This window comes from Arthrobacter glycogeni (genome assembly GCF_054510815.1).
The window spans coordinates 1-25,421 of the sequence record NZ_JBTNDV010000007.1; the positions used below are offsets into that span (position 1 = coordinate 1).

22 protein-coding genes are annotated in these 25,421 nt (G+C 65.1%); 5 read left to right on the plus strand and 17 right to left on the minus strand.

What is annotated here, in order from left to right:
- Positions 1–309: 309 nt before the first annotated feature.
- The 3 genes from ACX80G_RS08850 to ACX80G_RS08860 all read right to left on the minus strand — a co-directional run bounded on the left by ACX80G_RS08850 (position 310) and on the right by ACX80G_RS08860 (position 4,349).
- Positions 310–987, minus strand: a complete 678-nt coding sequence (locus ACX80G_RS08850; RefSeq protein ID WP_459307276.1) for a hypothetical protein — start codon at positions 985–987, stop codon at positions 310–312.
- Between the two features lie 71 nt (positions 988–1,058).
- Positions 1,059–1,535: a DUF421 domain-containing protein gene (locus ACX80G_RS08855; RefSeq protein ID WP_459307277.1), complete on the minus strand. Its 477-nt coding sequence runs from the start codon at positions 1,533–1,535 to the stop codon at positions 1,059–1,061.
- 420 nt (positions 1,536–1,955) lie between these two features.
- Complete coding sequence (locus ACX80G_RS08860; protein WP_459307278.1) at positions 1,956–4,349, minus strand: ATP-binding cassette domain-containing protein; 2,394 nt, start codon at positions 4,347–4,349, stop codon at positions 1,956–1,958.
- A gap of 291 nt (positions 4,350–4,640) precedes the next feature.
- On the opposite strand from ACX80G_RS08860, the gene ACX80G_RS08865 reads away from it, so the two are divergent.
- Complete coding sequence (locus ACX80G_RS08865) at positions 4,641–6,083, plus strand: sensor histidine kinase (RefSeq protein WP_459307279.1); 1,443 nt, start codon at positions 4,641–4,643, stop codon at positions 6,081–6,083.
- A gap of 4 nt (positions 6,084–6,087) precedes the next feature.
- Here the strand turns inward: ACX80G_RS08865 and ACX80G_RS08870 are convergent, their stop codons facing one another.
- Positions 6,088–8,142, minus strand: coding sequence for a S9 family peptidase (locus tag ACX80G_RS08870; RefSeq protein WP_459307280.1), 2,055 nt, complete (start codon positions 8,140–8,142; stop codon positions 6,088–6,090).
- Positions 8,143–8,199: 57 nt separating this feature from the next.
- Here ACX80G_RS08870 and ACX80G_RS08875 point away from each other — a divergent pair, with 57 nt between their 5' ends.
- The 4 genes from ACX80G_RS08875 (at position 8,200) to ACX80G_RS08890 (ending at position 11,124) form a co-directional block, all read left to right on the plus strand.
- Positions 8,200–9,069: a putative RNA methyltransferase gene (locus ACX80G_RS08875; RefSeq protein WP_459307281.1), complete on the plus strand. Its 870-nt coding sequence runs from the start codon at positions 8,200–8,202 to the stop codon at positions 9,067–9,069.
- Between the two features lie 106 nt (positions 9,070–9,175).
- Positions 9,176–9,652, plus strand: a complete 477-nt coding sequence (locus ACX80G_RS08880; RefSeq protein WP_459307282.1) for an NfeD family protein — start codon at positions 9,176–9,178, stop codon at positions 9,650–9,652.
- A 26-nt stretch (positions 9,653–9,678) separates the two neighbouring features.
- Positions 9,679–10,599 (plus strand): SPFH domain-containing protein, encoded by a 921-nt coding sequence (locus ACX80G_RS08885; protein ID WP_459307283.1) that lies wholly within the window; start codon positions 9,679–9,681, stop codon positions 10,597–10,599.
- Positions 10,600–10,776: 177 nt separating this feature from the next.
- Positions 10,777–11,124 (plus strand): RNA polymerase-binding protein RbpA, encoded by a 348-nt coding sequence (locus ACX80G_RS08890; protein ID WP_196840475.1) that lies wholly within the window; start codon positions 10,777–10,779, stop codon positions 11,122–11,124.
- Between the two features lie 103 nt (positions 11,125–11,227).
- Here the strand turns inward: ACX80G_RS08890 and ACX80G_RS08895 are convergent, their stop codons facing one another.
- From ACX80G_RS08895 to ACX80G_RS08955, 13 genes are all read right to left on the minus strand, one after another.
- Entirely contained in the window at positions 11,228–11,986 is a 759-nt protein-coding gene (locus tag ACX80G_RS08895) for a polyprenol monophosphomannose synthase (protein WP_459307284.1), read from the minus strand.
- 431 nt (positions 11,987–12,417) lie between these two features.
- Positions 12,418–14,079: an amidohydrolase gene (locus ACX80G_RS08900; RefSeq protein WP_459307285.1), complete on the minus strand. Its 1,662-nt coding sequence runs from the start codon at positions 14,077–14,079 to the stop codon at positions 12,418–12,420.
- Positions 14,080–14,133: 54 nt separating this feature from the next.
- Positions 14,134–16,956: a DEAD/DEAH box helicase gene (locus ACX80G_RS08905; RefSeq protein WP_459307286.1), complete on the minus strand. Its 2,823-nt coding sequence runs from the start codon at positions 16,954–16,956 to the stop codon at positions 14,134–14,136.
- A 51-nt stretch (positions 16,957–17,007) separates the two neighbouring features.
- A complete protein-coding gene (gene tatC, locus ACX80G_RS08910; RefSeq protein WP_459307436.1) occupies positions 17,008–17,793 on the minus strand; it encodes a twin-arginine translocase subunit TatC in 786 nt (261 codons plus the stop codon).
- A gap of 60 nt (positions 17,794–17,853) precedes the next feature.
- Complete coding sequence (tatA, locus tag ACX80G_RS08915) at positions 17,854–18,153, minus strand: Sec-independent protein translocase subunit TatA (protein WP_459307287.1); 300 nt, start codon at positions 18,151–18,153, stop codon at positions 17,854–17,856.
- Positions 18,154–18,213: 60 nt separating this feature from the next.
- Entirely contained in the window at positions 18,214–18,552 is a 339-nt protein-coding gene (locus ACX80G_RS08920) for a hypothetical protein (protein ID WP_459307288.1), read from the minus strand.
- A 54-nt stretch (positions 18,553–18,606) separates the two neighbouring features.
- On the minus strand, positions 18,607–20,571 hold the full coding sequence (locus ACX80G_RS08925) for a helix-turn-helix transcriptional regulator (RefSeq protein ID WP_459307289.1): 1,965 nt from the start codon (positions 20,569–20,571) through the stop codon (positions 18,607–18,609).
- A gap of 89 nt (positions 20,572–20,660) precedes the next feature.
- Positions 20,661–21,056: an FKBP-type peptidyl-prolyl cis-trans isomerase gene (locus ACX80G_RS08930; protein ID WP_459307290.1), complete on the minus strand. Its 396-nt coding sequence runs from the start codon at positions 21,054–21,056 to the stop codon at positions 20,661–20,663.
- A gap of 42 nt (positions 21,057–21,098) precedes the next feature.
- The gene (locus tag ACX80G_RS08935; protein ID WP_459307291.1) at positions 21,099–22,034 is read right to left on the minus strand and encodes an FKBP-type peptidyl-prolyl cis-trans isomerase; all 936 of its coding nucleotides are present in this window, start codon (positions 22,032–22,034) and stop codon (positions 21,099–21,101) included.
- A gap of 199 nt (positions 22,035–22,233) precedes the next feature.
- Positions 22,234–23,595, minus strand: coding sequence for a Pup--protein ligase (gene pafA, locus ACX80G_RS08940; RefSeq protein ID WP_459307292.1), 1,362 nt, complete (start codon positions 23,593–23,595; stop codon positions 22,234–22,236).
- Entirely contained in the window at positions 23,595–24,326 is a 732-nt protein-coding gene (prcA, locus tag ACX80G_RS08945) for a proteasome subunit alpha (RefSeq protein WP_459307293.1), read from the minus strand. Before prcA ends, pafA begins: the two co-directional genes overlap by 1 nt.
- A 2-nt stretch (positions 24,327–24,328) precedes the next feature.
- A complete protein-coding gene (gene prcB / locus ACX80G_RS08950; RefSeq protein WP_459307294.1) occupies positions 24,329–25,153 on the minus strand; it encodes a proteasome subunit beta in 825 nt (274 codons plus the stop codon).
- Between the two features lie 5 nt (positions 25,154–25,158).
- Positions 25,159–25,374, minus strand: coding sequence for a ubiquitin-like protein Pup (locus tag ACX80G_RS08955; RefSeq protein ID WP_459307295.1), 216 nt, complete (start codon positions 25,372–25,374; stop codon positions 25,159–25,161).
- Positions 25,375–25,421 lie beyond the last annotated feature (47 nt).

Here is a 25,421-nt window from a genome sequence, read left to right on the forward strand (position 1 = left end):
AAATACCGGGGAGTATCAGTCGGCCGCTCGAACTGGGTGATTGCCATACACCAATTCTATCGAATACACCTTCGAACAAACCAGTAAAAAAGACCAATGTGCAGGAGCAGTGGACAAGAGTTATCCACACCCAGAAAAGCCTAGCCCCGCTCCAAATACGCTTCCTTCACAGGATTCAGATAGATTTCCAACGCCTCAGCCAGCTCCGGATGCCTGTGCCAGGTGCCGCCAGTCGGGCAGGCCCGCCTCCAGCTTCTGTCGGTTGGTCTGGGCGTCCATCGCACCGGTATGCCGTCTGGCGAAGGCTGCTCAGCTGTCCACGATCACCCCAACTTGTGCTTTCTCCGCGGGGTTATCGCCGGCCGTCGCCACCTGGGCCGTCGGCACCTGGTCCCTGAGGAAGAAGGCTCCCAAAGATCCGGCGAGGGTCGCAAAAACTGCCACCGAGTAGATGGCCAGCAACACCTGCAGCACCCGGGCGAAAGGGTCGGTTGGAGTGATACCTGCCCCGGTAATTGTCGCCATTGCAGCTTCGAACAATGCGTCGATATAGGACTCGTGAGAGCCTGTGGCGTAGAGCAGCTGGCTGGCGGCAAGGATCACCACGGCCGTCACTGCGGCGAGCCAGCCGATCCTGCTGGAGAGTAATCTGCCAGCGGAACGAGATCCTCGAATGCCAGCCGAGAGGATCCCTCCAAACCGTGCAAACCGGGTCAGCCGGATCAGGCGGAAGGCCTGTAATGCCCTGAAGAACCTGAGGAACGGCACCAGAAGGAAGACCAATTGCCACCAGTTCCGGCGCCAGAACGCACCGCTGAAACTGCCGATGTAGGCACGGAGCAGGAACTCCGCGACAAAAACTGCCCAGAAAGCCCAGCCGACAATGCTGAACACGAAAACAACAGTTGGGTCTTTGGCCAAAAGCTGACCGAGCACAATGAAAAGGAAGATGATGCCCAGGATTCCCATGGGCTTGTCAAGGCGCAAGGCGAATTCCTCCGCCGACCGTAGCCGATCCGCGGGTGGGGGATCAGCGCGGGGGACCCTCTCCGGACTCGTCATGATGTGCCCGGGTTGCGCCAGTTGGACACGCCGTCGAGTGCCGATCCGCTACCGAGTTTGATGTCGGGAATGACGCTGAAGGTACCGTTGGTCTCAAGCACCACGACAGCGATGTCCGATAGATCTCCTGAGCGACTACTGCGGACCGCCTGGAGCACTTCAGATTTCGTTAGGCTGTTCCTGCGCACCTGGTCCAGTTGCAACGGCCCATCGCGTGCCGACAGCCAGGCGACAACGAATTGAAGCGAAGCCAGCAACACCAGCGCAGCGGCCCCCTGCGCAACGGACACGTCTGCGCTGAGCAGGATCGTGGCGAGCGTCGATCCGAAGGCAACTGTGACAATGAAGTCAAAGGCATTGAGCTGGCCCAGTGTTCGTTTGCCCGATGCACGTAGCACCACCACCAACGCGGCACACGACACCGACCCGGTGATCAGCACCCTCAAAACTTGTTCCCACGACTCAAACCACATGGAGTAATGGTTTCATACGGCCGGTGTCTGTATTGCTTGCACCGCGTGCGGACAGAATCTCCCCGCCCTGCTGACCTCGCCGGGGGAGTGCCGGGTTGAAGATAGTTACCGCATCCGAACGGCGTAGGTCGGTAGGTCACCCGCTGCAGTGGCCCAGACGGTCGGGATTTCGAGGGCCATAACCCGCGTCCTCGCTCCCTTAGCTATCCCGTGCCAGATTGGTGCCGCGATGTATTGGGCTCGCGGACGTTCGGCTCCGGCAGCAAAACGCACATCCGATCACCTAGCCAGATACCTGACGGTCGAACAGTCTCTGAGAAAAACCCGGTCATAGCCATGCGGATCAAATGGGGCCGCTTTACTACCACTTGACATAATGTAGATTATCGGCGTTTCGACGAGAACGATCAAGAGCTGGTTTCAGGCGCCGACGTAGGCCGCCAGGTGCTCGCCGGTCAGTGTTGACCTGGCGGCGACGAGATCGGCCGGGGTTCCCTCGAAGATTACCCGGCCGCCGTCGTTGCCTGCACCCGGGCCAAGGTCGATCAGCCAGTCGGCGTGAGCCATTACCGCCTGATGGTGTTCGATCACCAGCACCGATTTACCGGAGTCGACCAGCCGGTCCAACAGGCCCAGCAGGTTCTGGACGTCGGCCAGATGCAGGCCGGTGGTCGGCTCGTCCAGCACGTACACGTCGCCCTTGTCAGCCATCTGCGTGGCAAGTTTAACGCGCTGCCGTTCACCACCGGATAACGTGGTGAGCGGCTGGCCGAGCGTAAGATAGCCGAGCCCGACGTCGACCAGCCGGTCCAGGATCTTGTGCGCCGCCGGCGTGCGGGCCTCATCCGCACCAAAGAATGCTTCGGCCTCGGTCATCGACATGGACAGGACCTCCGAAATGTTGCGCCCGCCCAGCGTGTATTCGAGCACCGACGCCTGGAACCTCCTGCCCTCGCAGTCTTCACAGGTGGACTCGACGGTGGCCATGACTCCCAGCTCGGTGAAAATTATGCCGGCACCATTGCAGGTGGGGCACGCCCCCTCAGAATTGGAGCTGAACAGAGCAGGTTTCACACCGTTCGCCTTCGCAAAAGCCTTCCGGATTGGCTCCAGCAGGCCCGTATAGGTAGCAGGATTACTCCGCCGGGATCCCTTGATCGCGGCCTGGTCGATCACCACCACTCCCTCACCGCCAGCTACCGACCCGTGGATCAGCGAGCTCTTCCCCGACCCGGCCACCCCGGTGATCACACACAGGACACCCAGCGGGATATCCACGTCAACATTTTGCAGATTGTGCATCGAGGCGTTGCGCACCTTCAAGCTGCCCGACGGCGACCGCACCTTGTCCCTGACGGCGGCCCGATCATCGAGGTGGCGTCCGGTGACAGTGTCGCTGGAGCGTAGTCCGTCGACACTCCCCTCAAAGCAGACGATGCCGCCCTGGGTGCCACCGCCCGGGCCCAGATCAATCACATGGTCAGCGATGGCGATGGTTTCCGGCTTATGCTCGACGACGAGCACGGTGTTCCCTTTGTCGCGCAGTTGAAGGAGCAGCCCGTTCATCCGCTGGATGTCGTGGGGATGGAGCCCGATGGTCGGCTCGTCGAAAACATAGGTGACATCGGTCAGGGACGACCCGAGGTGCCGGATCATCTTGGTCCGCTGGGCCTCTCCCCCGGACAACGTTCCGGCTGGCCGGTCGAGCGACAGGTAGCCCAACCCGATCCCGGCAAACGAGTCGAGCAGGTGCTGCAACCCCTTCAGGAGCGGCGCCACCGAAGGTTCGCGAAGGCCACGAACCCAGGTGGCCAGCTCATCGATCTGCATACTGCATAGATCGGCAATGTTCCTGCCCTGGATCCTCGACGACCTGGCTTCCGGGCTGAGCCGGGTCCCCTCGCACTCGGGACATGCCTGAAAGGTGATGGCTCGTTCCACGAAAGCCCTGATATGGGGTTGCATCGCTTCGACATCTTTGGACAGCATCGACTTCTGGATTTTCGGGATGACACCCTCGAAGGTGAGGTTGATGCCCTCCACCTTGATCTTGGTGGGCTCCTGGTAGAGCAGGTTGTAGAGTTCTTTCTTGCTGAATTTTTCGAGCGGTTTGTCAAGATCGAAACCGGCGCCGCTGAAGATCCTGCCGTACCAGCCGTCCATGCTGTAACCGGGCACGGTCAGGGCTCCCTCCCCCAACGACTTGGTCTCGTCGAACAGTGCTGTCAGATCGAAGTCGGAGACCGATCCCATCCCTTCGCAGCGCGGGCACATGCCACCCAGATAGACTGCGTCCTTCACCACGCTCTTCTCCACCCTGCCGCCGGCCTTCTCGGTGCTCATCACCCCGCTTGCCCTACGGGTGGGAACGTTGAAGGAGAAGGCGGTCGGCGGTCCCACAGAGGGTGATCCGAGCCTGCTGAACAGAATCCTCAGCATTGCGTTGGCGTCCGTGGCGGTGCCGACAGTGGACCGGGGGTTCGCGCCCATCCGTTCCTGGTCGACGATGATCGCCGTCGTCAGGCCCTCAAGATGGTCGACGTCGGGCCGGGCCAGATTGGGCATGAACCCCTGCACGAACGCGCTGTAGGTCTCGTTGATCATCCGCTGGGACTCGGCGGCGATGGTGGCGAAGACCAGGGAACTCTTCCCCGAACCGGACACCCCGGTGAACACCGTCAGGCGCCGCTTCGGAATCTCAACGGTGATGTCCTTGAGGTTGTTCTCCCGGGCGCCTTCAACACGGATCAGATCGTGGTGGTCGGCGGCGTGCAGTCCTGACTGATGCGCCGCGGTCGTCGTTGACGTGCTCATTGTGTCTCCCTAGTCCCTAGTCTCTAGTCCCGACGGCCACCGACGGCCACCGACGGCCGCTACGGCGGATCAGGCAGTTTTGGACGGCGTCGTTGGCCTCATGCCCACCAGCAAAACCAACAGTACTGCCGATCCTGGTGCAGACACGGGCTGCGTGGCAACGACGCCCGCGCAATCAGTTCAACCCGCCGGGCTAGCGCCTCGACGTCCATCGGCTGGTCGCAGGGGAATCATGCACCCTCGGGCATCGGCTCGTCCGGCAGTGCAGCATCCGGGGCATACTGTTGCGATATGAGAGGGACTCCTTCGTGGCGCTGGACGTCGAGCATCCGCGTTCGCATTGTCGCCGTCGTGGTGGTCCTGCTGGTGCTGTCCTCGGTGGGGTCAGTGCTGCTGCTGCGACTGGTCCTTTTTGAACGCCTCAATGAAGAGATCAGCACCAGCCTGGATCGTGAGGCCGACGAGTTCAGGCTCCTCGCCGGAGGTGTCGACCCGCGGACCGGGGATCCGTTTGGCGAGGACCTGGCCGCGATCTTCGACGTGTATTTTTCCCGCGAGATCGCTGACGAGGGTGAAACCCTGCTCGCCTTCATCGACGGTGAACTGTACGAATCCCGCCGGGCCCAGCAGGTACCCGATCCCGGGGAGTACCGGAGCACAGTGGAGTACTGGCTGGGGCTTGAGGAGATGGAGAAGGGAACCATCGACACACCAGCGGGCAACACCAGCTACGTGGCCGTGCCCGTGCCGGGCGACCCCACTGATGGCCTGTTCGTGGTGGCCAACTTCCCCGCCAACGAGCAGAACGAGATCGATAGTGCAGTGCAGACGCAGCTGATCGTCCAGCTGGGCACCACCATCCTGGCGTCCCTGCTCAGCCTCGCGCTGGCCGGGAGGGTGCTCCGCCCGCTTAGGTCCCTGGCCGAGACGGCGAGAATCATTTCGGACACCGACCTGTCCCGGCGCATCGGCACGACCGGAAACGATGAAGCCTCCCAGATTGCTGATGCGTTCAACGACATGCTGGGCCGCCTCGAGCAGTCCTTCACGACCCAACGCCAGTTCCTCGACGACACCAGCCATGAATTGAGGACTCCGCTCACAGTGATCAGGGGGCACATGGAGCTCCTCGACCTCGATGAAACCCGGGCAGAACGTGCGGCGACTGTTGCGCTGGTGACCGATGAGGTGGATCGGATGAACCAGATCGTCTCGGATCTGTTTGTGCTGGCCCGCGCTGGACGGCCTGACTTTTTGCAGCTGGACCGGGTCGAGGTGAGGGAGCTGGTGCTGGGCGTCTACCGGAAGATAACGGCGCTCGCCGACCGGGACTGGCAGGTCGCCGCCCCCGAACCGGCCATCATCCTCGCAGACCGGCACCGGGTGACGCAGGCGTTGCTGCAGCTGGCGGACAACGCAGTGAAATTCACCGCCGTCGGCGCCATCATCAGGCTCGGAGCCGTTGTCGAAACCGACGGGGTGCGGTTGTGGGTGCTGGATTCCGGGCCCGGAATCCAGCCGCAGGATGCCCAGGAAATCTTTACCCGGTTCCACCGTGGCTCGGGCCGGGAGGCGGAGAAAGCGGGTGGGGCAGGCCTGGGCTTATCCATTGTCGCGGCGATCGCCGAAGCCCACGGCGGCAGCGCAGCCCTGGTCCCCAGGCCAGGGTGGGGTGCGTGCTTCGAGATATTGCTTCCCCGGCACGCTGCGCTGCCGCCGGCACCTCCCGGCTAGCCGGTCACGACGGCGGGTTCTGGGCGGTGGGCAGGTAGGTGGCCCACCACCGGAGGATGTGCTCGAACCGCTGCCGGCGGTGCCACGGGGATCCGGCCCGGGACAGTTCGTGGGTCTCCCCCGGGAACACCAGGAGTTCGGTGGGAACACCGCGCAGCTTCAGCGCCGTGTAGTAGCGCTGGGCCTGCTCCAACGGGCAGCGCAGATCATCTTCCGAGTGCACCACGAAGGTGGGGGTCTGCACCTGATCCACGTGGGCGAACGGATTCTGGGCCCTCACCTGCTCCGGGTCCGACCCGGTGTACGCGTCGGAAAAGAACCAGCCGATGTCCGAGGAACCTACGAACGACGGCGGGTCAAGGTACCCTCGCTCCACCACTGCCGCGGTGAACCGGTGGTCCTGGGAGATGGTCCACGCGGTCAGGTACCCGCCATACGATCCGCCCATCACTCCCAGCCGTTCCCGGTCAAGGGCCGGGTACTTGTCCAGCGCGCCCTCAAGGAAGCCGATGACGTCCAGCAGGTCGACAGTTCCCATGGCCCCCTTGATCACCCTGCCGTGCTCCTGCCCGTACCCGGCCGCACCGCGCGGGTTGCACATGACGACGGCGTAGCCGGCATCGGCGTACACCTGGGCCTCATCAAAGTAGCCCCAGCCGTACTGGGCGAACGGTCCACCGTGAATGTTGAGCAGTACCGGGTGGGGTCCCTCCCCCTCGGGTTCAAGGACCCAGCCGTGGACGCCGTGCCCGTCGCTGGCGGTGAACGTCTCCTCCACCGGGGCGCCCACGGTGGTGTGAGCCCTCAGGGTGTGGGACAGATCGGTCAGCGGGGCGAGGAACCCGCCGGACACCACTGCCAGCTCCCCCATGGTGCCCGGATCGGTGTACGCCGCCACGACGACGTCCCCCGCCGCTGCGGCACCCGTCACGATCAGCTCACCGTCGACGAGGGTGGTCAGCGCACCGTCGGCTGACACCTCGAGCAGCGTGCCCCTGCCCCGGGTGCGGTTGAACACCAGCACCGAGTCGGCACCACGTGGCACAATGTCGCCGACCTCGCCGAGATCGAGCCTTTCGGCGTCGGTGATGGCGCGCGCCTCCTCGGGCGCGCCGGCGGGAGCCACGTAGAGAGCGGTGTTGCGGGCCAGGAAGTCCAGCCCGTCCTCGGACAGATCGCTTCCGAGGAAAAACAGCCACTTGCCGTCGATGCTCTCGACCGGTCGGTTGCAGCCCACCCGGGTGCCGGAACCGCGGTTGGTGAGCCGGACGACGTCGGACCCGTCGACGGCCATCGAATGGATGTCGGTGTACAGGGTGGTGTCGGCGTCGTGATGCAATGCGGCGGTGAACAGGATGCGCTGCCCATCCCGGGTGAACACCGGTTCGTTGTGATCGGCGTCCGCCGTGGTTAGCTGGACGGCGTCGGGAAGTCCCTTGGCCCCAGCTGCGGACGACGAGGGTTCGGCAGCCTTGGCCACCGTGTCCGCTGCTGCTTCCTTGGCCCGACCCACCGGCTCCACAAATGGTTCGGCGTCGAGGCGGGGCACGTCCAGGACGAAGATGTGGGAACGCTTGTCCAGCGAATAGCCCAGGCCGTTCATCCGGTACTTGAACGTGGTGATCAGGCGGGGGTCTTCGAGCCCAGGGCCGACGCCGTCGACCGTCCCGTAGCGCCCGTGCTCGGGGACCCGGGCAGTGAAAGCGAGCCTGGCCGCGTCAGGTGACCAGGTGAACGCCCCGACCCCCAGCTTCTGGTCGGTCAGCTGCTGCGGTTCGCCGCCGCGGCTGTCCACGATCATCAGCTGTGGCTTGCCACCCGGTGCCGACCGCAGAAAAGCAATGGCCGTCCCGTCGGGCGAATATTGTGGCGCAGTGTCGCGGAAACCCCGGGTCAGCCGCCGGGCTGTGCCATCGGGTACCGCCAGGTCCCACAACTGCCCGACGTACGTGTCGGCGTCGAAATCGGGTCGGGTCACCGAGACGACGCAGCGCTGCGCATCGGGTGAGAGCGACGGTGAACTTACGGACTGGAGGTGATTCAGCTCATGTGGTTTCACACGTCCGAGACTAGATCAGTCGCTGACCGTTCCCAATTCCGGCCCTAGGATGAAACCATGCCCCGCCTCCCGGAAGACCTGCTGCGCTGCCCGGTGTGCGCCGGGCAACTGGAGCTTTCGGAGGCCGGTCGAACGCTTGCCTGCGCGGCCGGTCACCGCTTCGACGCAGCCAAGCAGGGCTACTTCAATCTGTTGACCGGGCGGGGCACGGCGTTTCAACCGGATACAGCGGTGATGGTGCAGGCACGCTCCGATTTCCTTGGCGCAGGCCATTACCGCCCCTTGCAAACGGCCGTCGCCGACCTCGCGCAGCGGCACGCACCCCACCCGCGGGTCATCCTCGACGCCGGCGCCGGCACTGGCTACTACCTGGCCGAGCTGCACCGCAGACACCCGGGTGCGGCGGTTGTTGCCCTCGACATTTCGAAGTTCGCCCTGCGCCGGGCTGCAGGGACCCTTGACGCTGGCGTGTGCCTGGTCTGGGATGTCTGGCGGACCCTGCCGGTGCGGGACGCCGCGGTGGACATGATGATCAACATCTTCGCCCCCCGCAACCCGGAGGAGTTCCACCGGGTGCTGACTCCCGGGGGTGTGCTCCTGGTCGTGACGCCGTTGCCGGGCCATCTCGCCGAAATTGCCGACGACGCCGGGCTGCTCGCTGTGCGACCCGACAAGGCCGAAGGCGTGGCCATCACACTCGCGGGACTGTTCGAGGAAGTCGAGATGGCCACCGTCGACACCACCGTGCAGCTGTCCCCCACCGACATCTACAACGTCGCCCTGATGGGCCCGGCTGGCCACCATCTGGCCGCGCCCGACCTGGTGGCGGGGTTGGCCGGGTTTCCCGAGCGGACGGCCACGAGCGCCAGGTTCACCGTCCAGGTGTTCCGGCGACCCCCCGGACCGGAGCGGCTTGCGGATGTATAACAACCGCCCTTCAGAGCCCCGGATCCCTAGGTTTCCCCCAGTCCCTTTGGCATGATGGAGTAACGCAGTCCGCGCGCCCACCGGCGCCCTAGCCCAAGGGGAAGACATGTTCGAGTGGCTGATGGAGAACGGCTGGGTTCTCTGGCTGAGCCTGTTCCTTGGTCTAGCCGCTGTGGAGACGCTCACGCTCGACCTGTTCTTCGTCATGATGGCCATGGGCGCCCTGGCGGCCATGATCAGCACCTTCCTCGGCGCGGCCTTCTTCCTGCAGGTGATCCTCTTCTGCGCGGTATCGCTGCTCATGGTGCTGGTGGTACGTCCGGTGGCGTTGAAGCACCTCAAACGCGGTTCCCCCGAGCAACTCAGCAACATCGACCGGCTGATTGGCGAGTCGGCGCTTACCCTCGACGTAGTGACCGGTGAATCAGGCACCGTGAAAATTGGCGGGGACACCTGGTCGGCCCGCACGCTGGATGGCTCATTGATTCCTGCCGGCGAACGCGTCGCTGTCTCCAGGATTGACGGTGCGACGGCGCTGATCAGTGCACCAGCCCGCCCGCAGGCCGCCGACTCTTCCAACTAACGTGCTACCAAACCAAAGGGGAACCTATGCCTAGCGACGCAGGGGCAATCGGACTAACGGTGGTCCTGATTGCCCTGATCATTTTCGTCCTGATCGTCCTGGTGAAATCCGTGCGGATCATTCCGCAGGCGCGCGCCGGCGTCGTGGAGCGACTCGGTAAGTACCAGCGGACTTTGCAACCAGGGCTGACCATCCTGATCCCCTTTGTTGACCGGCTGCTCCCCCTCCTCGACCTGCGGGAGCAGGTGGTGTCCTTCCCGCCACAGCCGGTCATTACGGAAGACAACCTGGTGGTGTCGATCGACACGGTGGTCTACTTCCAGGTGACCGACCCGCGGGCGGCGACCTACGAGATCGCCAACTACATCCAGGCAGTTGAACAACTCACCACCACTACCCTGCGCAACGTGGTGGGTGGACTGAACCTTGAAGAAGCACTGACGTCCCGCGACCAGATCAACGGCCAACTGCGCGGCGTGCTCGATGAGGCGACCGGCCGCTGGGGGATCCGGGTGTCCCGGGTGGAACTCAAAGCCATCGACCCGCCCCTGTCGATCCAGGATTCAATGGAAAAGCAGATGCGCGCCGAACGGGATCGGCGTGCGGCCATCCTGACCGCCGAGGGCACCAAACAGTCGCAGATCCTTACCGCTGAGGGTCAGCGGCAGGCAGCTATTCTCGCCGCTGAGGGCGACGCCAAAGCCGCCATCCTCCGTGCCGACGGCGAATCCCAGGCCATCCAGAAGGTCTTCGATGCCATCCATAAGGGCAACCCGACGCAGAAGCTCCTCGCCTATCAGTACCTGCAGACGCTCCCTAAACTCGCCGAAGGGTCATCCAACAAGCTGTGGATCATTCCCAGTGAAGTGGGCGAGGCGCTCAAGGGAATCGGCAAGGTGCTGGGCGACGCAACAGCGGACGCCCCCGACAGCGAGCTGAAAGCCTAACCGACCGGTTTCTGTTTGCAACCATCCCCGCGTATAATTGAGTGTTTGCCGTAGTTTCGCTGGTCTGCTCGGGAACAGACTCTAATTCCACAGCGTTATGTAGATGGCAGGTTGCGGTAGCCAATGCCGCGCCACCGTCCGCCGTTACGGATGCCAAATTGTTGAGTAGGAGAATACATGAGCGATCGTAGCTTGCGCGGAATGCGCCTCGGAGCGCAAAGCATGGAGACTGAGTCCGGGGTTGAGCCAGCTCCGCGTCAGCGGGTTGAATACCGTTGTGGGGATGGCGAGCGGGTGTTCGTCACTTTCGCTGCGGAAGCCGATGTTCCACCGATCTGGGTGTCCAAAACCGGCAAGGAAGCGCTGCTGGTGGATGGGGAACGCCCCGATACGTCAGGCGACAAGCCTGTGCGAACCCACTGGGACATGCTGTTGGAGCGCCGCAGCATGGACGAGTTGGAGCAAATCCTGCAGGACCGGTTGACCATCCTGCGGGAACGCCGCGGAGAGCGTCGTTCCGCCTAGCCGGAACACCAGCGCATCAGGCCGGGTCGTTCGCCGAAAGGCCAGCGGCCCGGCTTTTTCGTGCCGCCAGAGCCTCGTTCGGTGTTCGCGTGGGCAGCCTTCGTCAGGCGTCCCGCGCGGGCAGAGCGCGCTTCGGCGATGAACGCCCGGTGAGTGCCCGCCACCGGGCGGCCAACCCCCAGCGGGTGACGTTGGCGATCGCCTCCAGCACAATTCCGCCGCTCATCTTTGACGCACCGAATTCCCGCTCCACGAACGTGATGGGGACCTCGATGATCGTCAGGCCCAGCGTAGCCACCCGGAAGGTCATATCGACCTGAAACCCGTACCCCACCGAGTCGACTGTAGTCAGGTCGACCTTCTCAAGGGTTTCCCTACGGAAGGCACGATAGCCGGCAGTGATATCCCTGACACCGATGCCCAGCATGAGCCGCGAGTACGTGCTTCCGGCCCGGGACAGCAGCTTCCGACGGCGCGGCCAGTTCACCACGCTGCCACCGGGGATCCAGCGGGACCCGATGACCAGGTCCGCGTCGGGGACCCGGTCGAGCAGGGACTGTAGCTGCTCCGGACGGTGGGAGCCGTCGGCGTCCATTTCGACCAGCACGTCATACCCGGCGCCGAGACCCCACACGAATCCGGCAAGGTAGGCGGCACCGAGTCCCGCCTTGCCCGTGCGGTGCAGCACGTAGATCTGCGGGTCGGCGCTGGCGAGAGTGTCGGCGAGACCCCCGGTTCCGTCAGGGCTATTGTCATCCACCACGAGAACGTCCGAGAGCGGTACCGCGCGCCGCAGCCGTGCGATGGTCAGGGGTAGCGACTCGATCTCGTTGTAGGTGGGAATGATGGTGACGACTCGCACTCAGGCAACCTTTGATCAAGTAGCAGGTGCGCCTCGGGCGCACGCGTCCCGTGGGCCGGAACCAAACGATCAGTATATTGGATGCCCGGACAGGACCGAAAAGAGCCGCCCAGCCGTGGTCAAACGCACCATTGCCAGGAAAACTGTGCCAAGAAACCGGGTAGGTTCACGCGCCTTCGGGCCAGCACGGATCCTGATGGATCACAGCTGTTTTCTACTGGCGCGCGAACCTACCCGTTTTTTTGGTTACCGATACCGCAACGCAGGGGCGAACCATCCCAAACAATCGGTGGCTGCCCCAAAAGTGCGTTGAATCGGCACGGTCGGGTCATCGGTGGTGCTGGATTATCGACCCGTTGAGTTGCAAGCCTACGTGCTGTGCGGCACGTGTCAACAGCTCCCTGACCTGCACAAACGCTTGTTTACGCAGGTCAGGACGCGGAACGCAGTGCCGAGGAAATTTCTCGGAATCCTTCGGCCTGGTACAGCTGGCGGCCCCGGTGGACCGTCTCCAGGCAGAGCGGATCCGCCCCGGTGTCAAGCGCTGGCAGGAGCGGAGTCCCCGCCCGGGGATCGGTACTCCAGGACTGCACGCGACTGTCGGCGGTCTGGACCATCAATTCCTCGACCTCCCAGACCGCGTAGGACGCCGGGGCGCCGGGGACCAGTTGCCCGAGCAGGGGGTGCGCCGTGCCGACCGCCCGCCACCCGGCCCTGGTGTGGGCAATAAATGCCGCCCGGGCGGAGATCCGGTGGGCAGGGTTGTGGTGCATCACGCCGGCCCGGAGACTGGCCCACGGGTCGAGGGATGTCACCGGGCTGTCCGAGCCGAAGCACAGTGGGACGCCCGCGGCCAGGAAGCCCGCGAAAGGATTCATGCTGGCCAGTCGGTCAGCACCCACCCGCTGGCTGTACAGGCCATCGGCGCCACCCCAGCGGGCGTCAAAGGCTGGTTGGGCGCTCACGGTAATACCGAAGTGCACCAGCTGGGCGATGGCCTCAGCGTCTGCGAACTCGACGTGTTCGAGGCGGTGGCGTGCCTTCCGGACTGCCTCGATCCCGTGCGCGCCAGCGACCAGGGCCAGGCCCCCGAGTACCGCGTCCAGGCCGGCGTCACCTATCACATGGAATCCGGCCTGCATCCCCACGCTGGTCGCAGCACCAAGGTGGGCCGCGACGGCGTCGGCAGTGAGGAACACTGAACCCTGGTGGGTATGATCGTCGGCGTAGGGCTGCCGGAGGGCTGCGGTGCGGGACCCGATCGACCCATCAACGTTGAGGTCCCCGCCCAGCCCGGCCAGGCGTCCACCGAAGAGGTCCACTATCTCTCTGAGTTCGGCCGGAGTGGTGACCGCCTGCCCCCAGTACGCCAGGATCTCGGGGAGAGGCTCGACCGGCGTCTGCTCTTCCAGGCGGAGCAGCGACAGCAGGTCGTCGGTGGGTGAAATATGCGGTGCCCCCATCTCGGCGACGGCGACGATGCCGTTGGCTGCCGCCCGGCGGAGTGCTGCGCGTTGGTACGACGACCGCAGGGAGTCACCGAGGTTCCGGGAGGCGAGGCGTGCCGTGACGTGGGCGTCGTGCGTCACGAAGCCGTTGTCCCAGCCGTGGAGCGCCGCTAATCCCAGGCTGGCGGCGAGCGACCCTGATACGACAGCCGAGTGGACATCTACGCGGGCCAGATAAACGGGCTTCCCTCCCCCTGCCGCGTCGAGTTGCTGAGCCGTGGGGATGGTCGGCTCCGGCCAGCGGGACTCGTCCCAGCCATGCCCCAACACCGTGTGGCCGCCGGTGCGCGCTGCGGTGGCCACCCGGTCCAGAAGGTCCGTGACGTTGGTGCAACCGGCCAGGTCGATGGACTCCAACGCCAGTCCAGTCTCGGTGGTGTGGACATGGGAGTCCACGAACCCCGGGGTGATGAGCGCACCCGCCAGGTCTACGACGGTCATGGTGGAGTCGGCCAGGGATTCGGCGGCATGCTCGGAGCCGATCCACGCGACGGTGTCGCCGTCAACCAGCATCGCCGTAGCGAACGGGTCCGCGGCGCTATAAACGGAGCCGTTGCGGTAAAGCACGGGGCGGGTCGGGGTCATTCGGGCTCCAGACGGTGGTGCAAGCGGTGGTGCAAACAGGGAGAACGCCGGGAACTAGTCGCCGATGGCCGAGTAGGCGACCACGCCGCGGCGAATGAGACCAATCGCATCAATGCACAACCGGCGTTGCCCCGGCGCCAGGTCGTCGATCTTGGCGAGCTGATCGAGCAGGTCAATGACCTGTTTGGTCCACCGCACAAAGTCGCCGGCCGCCAGTTCGGTGCCGCTCAGCGCGGCCTGCAGCGCCGTGCCACTGGCCCACTTGTGCATGGGCCAGACCAGGCCCAGTTCGGGTTCACCGGTGACCGGGAGTTTGAACTGCTCCTCCAGGTCCGTCAGGGCCGACCATTGGCGGACGACGACGTCGACCGAGGAGTCGAGTGCGGCGCTGGGCAGTTTCGGCCGCAGGCCGCGTTCCTCCCGTTTGGCCTGGTAGACCAGTACCGACGCGAGCGCGGCGGTCTCCGTGGCGTCGAGGCCGTCAAAGGCACCACGCTCCAGCGATAGGGCGATCAGCAGGTCCTTCTCGCCATAAACCCGCCGCAGTTTTCGGCCAGCAGCGGTGACAGTGGCGCCTGCTGGGGTGTCCTGCAGGTACCCGTAGTGAAGGAGGACGTCCGACACGCGGTCGAAGGTTTTCGCGATGGTGTTGGTCCGGCCACGGATCTGACCGGTGAGGCGGTCGGTTTCCCGGCGCAGCTTCCACCAGCGTTCGGCCCACCGGGCGTGCTGTTCCCGGTCACTACAGCCGTGGCAGGGGTGGGCTCGCAGCTTTCGCCGAAGCTCGGCGATGGCCGCCTCCTGACGCTCGGCGACCGCTGTGTGGAAGCCGTCCTGGGTGGCCGACCCCCTGCGCGGCGGGCGTCTATCGTGAAGCGCGTTGCGCAGCGACGAACCCAGATCCTTCCGGTCCTTGGGGCTGCGGGCGTTGAAGTTCTTGGGAATCCTGATGTGGGACAGTATCTCCAGTGGCCCGCTGAGGTCCTGCACTCCGACCCGTCGGATCTGTTTGTCCTCGGTGAGGACGGTGGGCCGTGGCTCCCGGGAGGTGTCGGCGCTGAGGACCACCGCGTACCCCTGGCTGCGTCCGGCAGGGACGTCAATGACATCGCCGGGCCGGAGCATCTCCAGGGACGAGGCGGCTGCCGACCGTCTGCTGCGGGAGTTGGTTTTCGCTGCGGCGTCCTCGAGGTCTGATAGTTCCCGCCGGAGTTTCGAGTACTCGGTGAAGTCACCGAGGTGGCACGTCATGGACTGTTCGTAGCCCTTCAGGGACTCCTCGCGGGTCCGCACCTGCTTCGCGAGACCCACCACCGAACGGTCCGCCTGGAACTGGGCGAACGACGTTTCAAGGATTTCCCGTGACCGGTCCTGACCGAACTGGGCGACCAGGTTGATGCTCATGTTGTAGGTGGGGCGGAAGCTGGAATTCAGCGGGTAGGTGCGGCGGGACGCGAGACCGGCCACGGCGCCCGGATCGGTGCCGGGCTGCCACAGGACGACGGCGTGGCCTTCCACATCGATCCCCCGGCGGCCGGCACGTCCCGTCAGCTGGGTGTACTCCCCCGCCGTGACATTGACGTGGGCCTCACCGTTGAACTTGTCGAGCTTCTCCAGGACCACCGAGCGGGCCGGCATGTTCACGCCGAGGGCCAACGTCTCGGTGGCAAACACTGCCTTCACCAGCCCCATCGCGAAGAGCTTCTCCACCACCTCCTTGAAGGTGGGGAGCATCCCCGCATGGTGCGCCGAGAAACCCCTGATCAAACCTTCCCGCCACTCCCAGAACCCGAGGACCGCCAGGTCCTCGGGTGGCAGGTCGGCGGCCGCCTCATCGACGCGACGGCCGATGATCTCGCGTTCCGGCTCGGTGGTCAGCCACAGGCCAGCGTCGAGGCACTGGCTGACTGCCGCTTCGCAGCCGTTACGGGAGAAGATGAAGGTGATGGCCGGAAGCAGGCCGTCCCGGTCGAGGGCGCTGATGACCTGGGGTCGGCTGGCACGCCTGACCCGGGACGCCGCCTGCGGGGGCCTCTTCGCCGGCCCCCTCCCCCGCCGGGGACCGCCTCCGCCCCACCCTGAACGCTGGTTCAGGCGGGTTTCCGAGTTTGCCAGATCGAGGAGCTCAGGATTAACCTCGTAGCGGTCCTCGGCTCCGGCGTCAGCTCCGGCGGGCGCCGCCTCGTCAAAGGCCACATCCCCGGCGAAGAGATCGAGGAGGTTCTGGCCCACCATGACGTGCTGCCAGAGAGGCACCGGCCGATGCTCGGAGACCACCACATCGGTATGCCCCCGCACGGTGTCGAGCCAGGCGCCGAATTCTTCGGCATTGGAGACCGTCGCGCTGAGGGATACCAGCCGCACCTCGGACGGCAGATGAATGATCACTTCCTCCCACACGGCGCCCCGGAACCGGTCCGCAAGGTAGTGCACCTCATCCATCACCACGTACCCCAGGTCAGCCAGGGTGTCCGAGTTGGCGTACAGCATGTTCCGCAACACTTCGGTGGTCATGACGACGACGGCGGCGTCCGGGTTGATTGAGGTGTCACCGGTGAGCAGGCCCACCCGGTCCGCCCCGTACACAGCGCATAGTTCCGAGTATTTCTGGTTGCTGAGCGCCTTGATGGGTGTCGTGTAGAACGCCTTCAGCCGCTTTTCAAGGGCAAGATAGACGGCGAACTCCCCGACCACCGTTTTTCCCGCCCCGGTGGGTGCGGCGACAAGTACCCCACGCCCGGCTTCGAGGCAGACACAGGCGTCCCGCTGGAACTGATCCAGGTCGAAACCCAGAGTCTGCTCAAAGTGGTGCAGTGACGTCGCTGTGTGTGCGGTGCGCGCCCGTGCTAGCTGGTACCGCTCGGCGGGGGAGGTCATACGATCAAGCCTAAACTGTCCCGGCTGGCGGGTTGCACCGGGTGAGGCGGGTTAGAGTCCGTCAATGGTGGACGCCGTATCGGCCCCCGCCTCAACCTCGGCGTCCCGGGCGGCGCGTCGCCGCTCGCGGCGTTTGTCGTTGAGCAGGCACAACATGATGGCGATGAAGAAGAGCACCACCATCGGGGCGGCCAGGTAGAGCATGCCAAGGGCGTCGCCGCCCGGTGCTGCCATGGCGGCGAACACGCAGATCAGGAACACCGTGATCCGCCACGCTTTGAGGATCTGCTTGCCGGTGAGGATTCCCACCACGTTCAATCCGAAGAGCACCACCGGAAGCAGGAAGGCGATGCCGAAGGCCAGCATCAGGCGCAGCACAAAAGTAATATAGGCGGTCACCAGGATGATGTTCGAGAATCCGCTGGGGGTGAAGTCGGTCAACACCCGCACCGCGTTCGGCAACACCAGCCACGCGAGATAGATCCCCGCCAGGAACAGCGGAACGGCGACGGCGATGAAGGACAATGCCACCCGGCGTTCCTTGGTTCTCAGTCCAGGCGTGATAAACGCCCACAGCTGATACAGCCAGACCGGGCTGGCGAGGATGATACCGATGAAGACCGATACCTGAACCAGCAGGTCGAACGGCGACCCTACGCCGTCGAAGTTCAGGACCGCTTCCCTGCCCTCCCGGGCGTTCAGCTCAAGAATGGGGCGGGACAACGCCGTCAGGACAGGATTGTAGATAAAAAAGCCGGCAACCGTCCCGACGACGAGGGCCAGCGCCGCTTTGACCACCCGGTTCCGGGCCTCTATCAGGTGCTCCCTGAGAGCCATCCGCCCCTCAGGGTTGGATTTGCGACCCCTGCCCCGCACCTTCAGCACCGCCCGCTCACCCTAGGGTGTGCGGGACGTCGGATCGGCTGACCCCGGCGGGTTGTGCTGCCCGGGGGTGGCCGGTCCTGACTGGTCACGGTAGCCGCTACTGCCGTGTGACGGCGGTACGACGCGCCCTTCAACCGGGGAACCCTGGTCGGGCGTGTCTGCGGGATCGTCGTCTTTCATCTGCTTCACCTCGGACTTGAAGATCCGCAGGGACTGGCCGACGCTGCGGGCCAGTCCGGGCAGTTTGGGGGCTCCGAAGAGGAGCAGGGCGACAACGATGATGGCAACAAGTGCCCAACCTTCAGGTCTCATGACGAAATCCTTTCATAGTTCTCGGTCGGATCGGTGCGCTGGCGCAGCGTGGGCCGAGGATCAAACATGGGGAAGGTCTTTCAGGCGCACCGGCTGGCCGTGCTCCACCCGGCGGTGGATGCGGCGCTCACGGCGAGAGGCAACCCGCAGTGCCTTGGCGTCGTGAAGTTCGTCCCTGACAGTGCCCGGATCCCTGAACACTGCCACGGGTGAATCGCATGCCACCTGTTCGGGGCCGGCCATCTGGCTGGTGGACTGGTCGATCATGCCGGTGGCGTGCTCAACCTCAGCGAGGAGGGCCTTGACCTTGCGGAAGAGATGGTAGCCCAGCACGGCAAGTACCAGGAGGGTTAGCGCAAGCAGTGCCACCCAGATCACAATCCACGTCCACCAAGGCATGGCTCAAGTCTAAGGGAGCGAGGACCGTCATGGGGACAGGCGGGTCGATCGCTGTCAGGAGTAGTTCAGGCGTGCGGCGGTCAGCCACGCCACGCAGTCCCGCCGAAGAGCGTCGGGCGTTGCGACGGCAGCGTCCCCTCCGAGCCTGCCGATCAGGCCGGGAATCCACTCGGTGGTCGCAACCCTGATCTCCGCCGCGAGCTGCCCATCGGCTAACTCCTGGGTGCGCTCGGCGTCGTACTGCTCGGCGACCCAGCGCGCCGGTGGCCGAAGGATGAAGGTCACCAGGGTATCGCCTGCGGTGGGGCGGAACAGGAGATCGCCGTCGGCGATGGATGGCCGTCTCGTTGCGGGGTCTGCCGTGAGGTGGGCCGCCTGGATCCGGTCGAGGCGGAAGTTGCGGACCGAGCGGGCGCTGGTGCACCAGGCCTCGAGGTACCAGGTGTTGTCCCGTGAGAAGGCCCTGATGGGTTCGACCGTGCGCTGGGTGACCTCGTCGCGGGTGGGGACGAGGTAGGTGAGCTCGAGGCGCACCCGGGAGGCCAGGGCAGCCTGAATGGTTTCGAGCGTGTGGCTCACTGCCTCCTCGGTGAGGGTGGTGGCGATGGCCCGTCCGGCCCGCCCGGCGTCACCGGCCGCCTCGGTGAGTTTGGCGTGGGCTGTGGCAGCGGCAGAGCCGGGGTCCAACCCCGGCAACCGCCGCAGCGTGTCAAGGCCCACAATCAGCGTGCACGCCTCATCGAGGTTCAGCCGAACCGGTTCGGCAAGGTGGTCCGCGTTGCTCAGGAAGATGAGGTCACCGTCCAGGCTGACCTCGATCAGGCCTTCCGGGTAGAAACGGGGGCCGCTGACAAACAACAGTTCCAGGTCGGAGGCCAGTTGCGCGCGGGTGACGCCGAAGCGGTCGGCCGTCTCGTCCATGTCCGCCCCCGGATGGTCGAGGAGATAGGGCACCAGGTCGAGGAGCCTGCGAAGGTGGGCGTCGGATGACGTTTTCCGCCGGGCCGGTCGTGCCGCGCGACCGGTGAACGTGAGGGCGGTGAACGGCCCGTCCTGGGCGGCTGTTGCAGCAACGAGCTGCTCCGCCACTCGTGCCACGAGCTCCGGTGGGGCCACCGCCCGGGCGCGCGGACCGAACGCTGCGATGTCGGCGGCCGCTTCTCCCGGGTCACCGTAGGGGAAGGTGATGGTGTCCCAGCCGCCGTCGTCGCCGCTGCTGAGTGCGCCACGGCGGGTGCGTAGTAGGTGGCAGGTGTCGGGGCGGACTGCGACGACGGCGCTGAATGGTTCGCTGGCGCGTCCTAGCGAGGCCAGGGAGTCACGCATGGTGAAGTCGTCCGGGACGTCGAAGGTCCCCTCGTGTTGCACGGGGGCTGTGGTGATCCGGGAAAGCCTGAAGTAGCGCTCCTCGCCGCGGTCCAGGTCGCGGCCCACCACGTACCAGTGCCCATAGCGGCTTCCCATCCCCCACGGCTGGAGCCGCCGTTCCTCCTCCCGGCCAGTGCTGGCGGCCCGGTAGCCGAAGGAGATGGGCCGGCGTGAGGTGGTGGCACGCCACACCTCATCCCAGTGGGGTTCGTTGGTGTGGATGCGCGGTTCAACGGGGACGGCTGCCGCGTCGTCACGGGCGGCGCCGCGGTTCTGCAACTTCCGCAGCGCCCGGGCGGCTGCCGAGTCGAGGGTGGCAACATCCCACATCCCCGCGGCGAGGGTCAGCGCCGCCGACTCCTGGGCGGTGAAGGTGACGGCCGGCAGGCGGTACTCGGTGGCGGCGATCCGGTACCGCCGGATCGAGTTGTCGTGGTCGAAGGCCGGGTCGTCGCTGAAGGACTGGACTGGTATGCCCTGCTCGCGGAGCGCTGCCTTGTCGCGGTCAAACAGTTTCTCCCGGGCGGCGGGCGATGGGGCCGCACCATAGAGCTCGATCTCGTCGAACAGTTCTTCCTTGGAGTATCCGCGCCGGGTGGACAGCAGCAGCATGACCAGGGTGAGAAGGCGTTCGGTTCGTTTAGCTGACACGTTGGAAAGAGTACCCGCAAGATGATGGCCGGGGCACACTACGCCCCGGCCATCATCTTCACCCGCGCGTTGTCACCCGGGCGTTGTGGTTAGCGCAGGCCCATCAGGTCCACCACGAAGATGAGCGATTCCCCGGGGGCGATGGCGCCGCCGGCGCCGCGGTCACCGTAGGCGAGGCTGGCGGGGATTTCCAGCCGGCGACGTCCGCCGACCTTCATTCCCAGCAGGCCCTGGTCCCAGCCCTGAATGACCTGGCCGATGCCCACCTTGAAGTCGAGCGGTGCGCCGCGGTTCCAGGACGAGTCGAACTCTTCGCCCGTGGAGAAGGCCACGCCCACGTAGTGCGCGGAGACGGTGTCGCCGGCTTTCGCCTCGTCACCCGACCCTTCGATCAGGTCGGAGATGACCAGTTCGGTGGGGACATTGGTGCCGGGGAATTCGATCTCCGGTTTGGTGCGGTCGGTTTCGTGTGATCCGAGTGACATAGCTCTCCTCTGGGTTGGTGCTTCGGGTGGTGCTGCCGGTGATTATTCGGCGGCGACTTTTTCGACGATCTCTATATAGAAAGCCAGGGTGCCGGAGGGGCGCCCTTCAGGAGCTGGATCGCCGTAGCCCATGGGGGCGGGGATCACGAGCAGTACCTTGCTGCCGACGGTCTGGCCGGCCAGGCCCTTGGTCCAGCCTTCGATCACGCCGGTCAGCGGGAACTCGACCGGCTCACCGCCGGGGTAGCTGGAGTCGAACTGCTCGCCGTCGTCCCAGCGCCAGCCAGCGTAGTTGGCGCTGATCGTGTCTGCCTCGGTGAGAACCTCGCCGTCGCCGGCCTCAAGGACCTTGATGACCAGGTCGTCTGAGGGCTCGTTGTCGGGGATGTCGATGACCGGAGCGTCGTCATCGTCGAACGTGAACGTGGGAAGCTGGCCGTCGGCGTCCAGCTTCTCAACCTCCTCAGGGGTCAGAACCTCGGGCACCGGAGGCGCTGGAGGTGCTTCTTCGGCGCCGACTACGCGCATCACGATGAGCTGCTGGGGATCTTGGCCCTCAATGACATTGGTGTAGGCGATCTGGGACCCGATGGGGGTCCCCACCAGCACCTCGTACAGCTCAGGGTCGTCTGCTTGCAGTTTCTCGACCAGATCGAGGGTCTGCGGTTCCGCGGAGTAGGTGTCGCCGAGGACGGCACCGTCTTCGGCGTTGAGACCCACCAGGTGGAAGGTCACGCGGTCGCCGTCGGCGATCGGCTCGCCGTCACCGGTGCTGACGGTGGCAGCAGCGGGGCCGGTGACCTCCAGCGGTGACTCGAACGTCACTTCGGGAGCCTCCTCGTCGGATCCGCCCTCGACGCGAACCGATTCGAGGATTGCGGCGTCTCCGGCCGTCTTCCGTTCGGTTTGGTCGGTGTCACCGCCGCAGGCTGTCAGCACTAGCAGGAGGGGCAGAGCAAGGGTGAGGGCTTTTCGCACGGTGCTTCTTTCGCAGTTGATCGGCTAAGCAGTAGATCGGTTGAGCAGTTCATCGGTAATGCAGTTGATCGGTAATGCAGTTGATCGGTGGTGCGTCCCGCCCGGCCCGCGGCGAGCGTCCTGTGACCGGTGAATGAACCTGTCCAGCCTAACGGTTTGCGGGCCGAAGTTTCTCCTGATGCTCGGTTTCCCCGGGGATTCACAGCTGGGCCAGCAACGCCTCGACCCGTTCGTCGACCGACTGGAACGGGTCTTTGCACAGGATGGTCTGTTGGGCACGGTCGTTGAGTTTGAGGTGCACCCAGTCGACGGTGAAGTCGCGGTTGGCGTCCTTGGCGCGGCGGACAAACTCGCCCCGCAGACGCGCACGGGTGGTTTGCGGCGGAATGTCCACCGCATTCTTGATGTCGACGTCGTCCACGACCCGCTCGGTCTCGCCGCGCTGCTGGAGCAGGAAGTACAGGCCCCGTTCGCGGGAAATGTCGTGATAGGTGAGGTCGAGCTGCGCGACCCTCGCCGATTCCAGGCCCAACTCGTGGCGGTCCCGGTACCGGTCGATCAGTTTCTTCTTGATCGCCCAGTCAATTTCGCGGTCGATGAGCCCGTGGTCCCCGCTGCCGACCGCCTGCAGGGTCCTCCCCCACAGTTCAAGGATTCGTTCCACGTGAGGGGTGTGGGCGCCGTTCGTTTCAACGAACTGGCTCACCCGTGACAGGTATTCCTGCTGCAGGTCGAGTGCCGACATGGTGCGTCCGCTCGCCAGTTTCAAAGGCTGCCGGCCGGTGAGGTCGTGGGAGATCTCCCGGATCGCGCGGATCGGGTTCTCCAGCCGGAAGTCCTTCATGATGGCCCCGGCCTCGATCATCCGCAGGATCAGGTCAACGGATCCCACCTTGAGCAGGGTCGTGGTCTCCGCCATGGTCGAATCCCCGGCGATGACATGGAGCCTGCGGTAATACTCGGCGTCGGCGTGCGGCTCGTCCCGGGTGTTGATGATGGGCCGGGACCGCGTGGTGGCCGAGGATACCCCTTCCCAGATGTGGTCGGCGCGCTGCGAGAAGGCATATACGGCACCGGTCTGCGTCTTGAGGACCTTACCTGCGCCGACCAGGAGCTGCCGGGTGACCAGGAATGGGATCAGGATGTCGGCCAGCCGACTGAATTCGAGCTTCCGCGGAATGAGGTAATTCTCGTGACTGCCGTAGGAGTTGCCCGCCGAGTCGGTGTTGTTCTTGAACAGGTACACCCGCCCGTCGTACCCCTCGTGGGCCAGGCGCCGCTGCGCTTCAGCGACCAGATCCTCAAGGATCAGCTCACCCGCACGGTCGTGGGCGATGAGCTGGGCGACGTCGTCGCACTCTGCCGTGGCGTATTCGGGGTGGGAGCCTACGTCGAGGTACAGCCGGGAACCGTTGGTGAGGAACACGTTGGAGGATCTCCCCCAGCTCACCACCTTGCGGAACAGGTAGCGGGCCACCTCCTCGGGTGAGAGGGGGCGCGAGTTGGGCCCGGAGTAGGCGATGCCGAATTCTGTTTCGATGCCAAAAATTCTGCGGTCCATTAGGTGCCGATCTTCCCGACGTTGAGGATCTCCTCCACCTCGGTGGGCTGCAACCTGCGGAAGGCCCGGCGCGCCCCCCGGGTGGTGAGCGGGTCCCTATCCAGGACGGCGACCTCCAGTGCGCTCGACTCGAGCCGGGGACGGGGTGCGCCAGTCGGACCGCCGTCGTGCCGGAGCGCGTCGACGGCGGTCCGCACCGCGTCGGCGAAGCTGTGCTCTTCGTCCCACCGGCCGGTCAGGGCATCACCGACGGCGTCCGCCTGCCCGCCCATCACGATGAACCGGCGCTCGTCGGCGATCGAACCGTCGAAGGTGAGCCGGTACAGGTGGTCGGCGTCCACTCGGGCGCCGACCTCGGCGACGGCGAGTTCCACTTCGAAGGGCTTGCTGTCGGCGGTGAACACCGCGCCGAGGCTTTGGGCGTAGACGCTGGCCAGCCCGCGCGCCGTGACGTCCTCGCGGTCATAGGAGTACCCGCGCACGTCGGCGTAACGGACTCCGGCCTGGCGCAGGCTTTCAAACTCGTTGTATTTCCCCACCGCGGCGAAAGCGATCCGGTCGTAGATCTCACCGACCTTGTGCAGGGACGGCGAGGGATTCTCGGCGACCAGTGCAATCCCGTCCCGGCAACTGAGCACCACTACTGAGCGTCCGCGGGCGATCCCCTTTCGGGCAAAATCGGCGCGGTCCTTGGTGAGCTGCTCCGGTGAGACGTAAAACTGTTGGGTCATGGTCATGCCTCCCGGCCTGCCACCGAGCGCGAATCGATGATCTGCGCGGCCGCCAGCGCCAGCTCCCGCTCGGGGATGCGGCGGGCTCCGGCGCTATTGGCGGTGTAGACCACCGGCCAGAGCTGTCGGACGACGTCGGGGCCACCCGTCGCTGAATCGTCATCCGCGGCGTCGTACAGGGATTCGACGGCGACCCGCACCGCCCGGTCCTCGTCGAGGTTCGGTTTCCACAGCTTCTTCAGGGCACCCCGGGCGAAGGCGGCACCGGAGCCGATACTGTGGTGTTCCTGCTCCTCGTAGCGTCCGCCGGTCACGTCGTAGGAGAACAGCCGGCCGACCCGCCGGACGGTGTCGAACCCGGCGAACAGGGGGACGACGGCCAGCCCCTGGAGGGCCAGCGGCAGGTTGGAGCGGATCATCGCTGCCAGCCGGTTGGCTTTGCCGTCGAGGCTCATCAGGGTGCCTTCGATTTTTTCGTAATGCTCAAGCTCCACCTGGAACAGCCGCATGATGTCGAGCGCTATCCCGGCACTGCCGGCTATGCCGAGGACCGAGAACATGTCGGCGGGGAACACCTTCTCGATGTGGCGGCTGGCGATGATGTTGCCCATCGTGGCCCGCCGGTCGCCGGCCATCAACACACCGCCGGCGTAGGTCATCGACACGATGGTGGTGGCGTGGGGCACCACAGTGGCGGCGCTGGCTGGCGTCAACCCGCCAGCCGAGCGGCTGGAGGGGAGCAGATCGGGGTGGTTTGCCCCGAGGTACCCGCTGAACGACGTTGAGGCGGCGCGGCCGATCGACGCGGTAGCGTCTTCCACCTTCATCGAGGTTACTGGCCGCCCTTCTGGACAAACCCTCTGACGAACTCTTCGGCGTTGGACTCAAGGACCCCATCGATTTCGTCGAGCAGGTCGTCGACCCCCTGGGTCTGCGCGGTGGGCGCTCCGCCGTCGGGGGTCCCCCCGGTATCCGGGACCGGCGTGTCCTGCTGCTCGTCCTGTTCCTCGGGGCGAGACCCGGTGTTTTTGCGGTCCTGTGTTGCCATGGCGGACACCTTTCATTGCTGAGGATGTGATGCGCTAAACCTAGTGA

What these genes read in the sequence shown, in the direction of transcription:
- ACX80G_RS08855 (WP_459307277.1), bottom strand. Translation starts at nt 1,535, where the DNA reads ATGTGGTTTGAGTCGTGGGAACAAGTTTTGAGGGTGCTGATCACCGGG.
- ACX80G_RS08860 (WP_459307278.1), bottom strand. Translation starts at nt 4,349, where the DNA reads ATGAGCACGTCAACGACGACCGCGGCGCATCAGTCAGGACTGCACGCC.
- ACX80G_RS08865 (WP_459307279.1), top strand. Translation starts at nt 4,641, where the DNA reads ATGAGAGGGACTCCTTCGTGGCGCTGGACGTCGAGCATCCGCGTTCGC.
- ACX80G_RS08875 (WP_459307281.1), top strand. Translation starts at nt 8,200, where the DNA reads ATGCCCCGCCTCCCGGAAGACCTGCTGCGCTGCCCGGTGTGCGCCGGG.
- ACX80G_RS08880 (WP_459307282.1), top strand. Translation starts at nt 9,176, where the DNA reads ATGTTCGAGTGGCTGATGGAGAACGGCTGGGTTCTCTGGCTGAGCCTG.
- ACX80G_RS08885 (WP_459307283.1), top strand. Translation starts at nt 9,679, where the DNA reads ATGCCTAGCGACGCAGGGGCAATCGGACTAACGGTGGTCCTGATTGCC.
- ACX80G_RS08890 (WP_196840475.1), top strand. Translation starts at nt 10,777, where the DNA reads ATGAGCGATCGTAGCTTGCGCGGAATGCGCCTCGGAGCGCAAAGCATG.
- ACX80G_RS08900 (WP_459307285.1), bottom strand. Translation starts at nt 14,079, where the DNA reads ATGACCCCGACCCGCCCCGTGCTTTACCGCAACGGCTCCGTTTATAGC.
- ACX80G_RS08905 (WP_459307286.1), bottom strand. Translation starts at nt 16,956, where the DNA reads ATGACCTCCCCCGCCGAGCGGTACCAGCTAGCACGGGCGCGCACCGCA.
- tatC (WP_459307436.1), bottom strand. Translation starts at nt 17,793, where the DNA reads ATGGCTCTCAGGGAGCACCTGATAGAGGCCCGGAACCGGGTGGTCAAA.
- tatA (WP_459307287.1), bottom strand. Translation starts at nt 18,153, where the DNA reads ATGAGACCTGAAGGTTGGGCACTTGTTGCCATCATCGTTGTCGCCCTG.
- ACX80G_RS08920 (WP_459307288.1), bottom strand. Translation starts at nt 18,552, where the DNA reads ATGCCTTGGTGGACGTGGATTGTGATCTGGGTGGCACTGCTTGCGCTA.
- ACX80G_RS08930 (WP_459307290.1), bottom strand. Translation starts at nt 21,056, where the DNA reads ATGTCACTCGGATCACACGAAACCGACCGCACCAAACCGGAGATCGAA.
- pafA (WP_459307292.1), bottom strand. Translation starts at nt 23,595, where the DNA reads ATGGACCGCAGAATTTTTGGCATCGAAACAGAATTCGGCATCGCCTAC.
- prcA (WP_459307293.1), bottom strand. Translation starts at nt 24,326, where the DNA reads ATGACCCAACAGTTTTACGTCTCACCGGAGCAGCTCACCAAGGACCGC.
- prcB (WP_459307294.1), bottom strand. Translation starts at nt 25,153, where the DNA reads ATGAAGGTGGAAGACGCTACCGCGTCGATCGGCCGCGCCGCCTCAACG.
- ACX80G_RS08955 (WP_459307295.1), bottom strand. Translation starts at nt 25,374, where the DNA reads ATGGCAACACAGGACCGCAAAAACACCGGGTCTCGCCCCGAGGAACAG.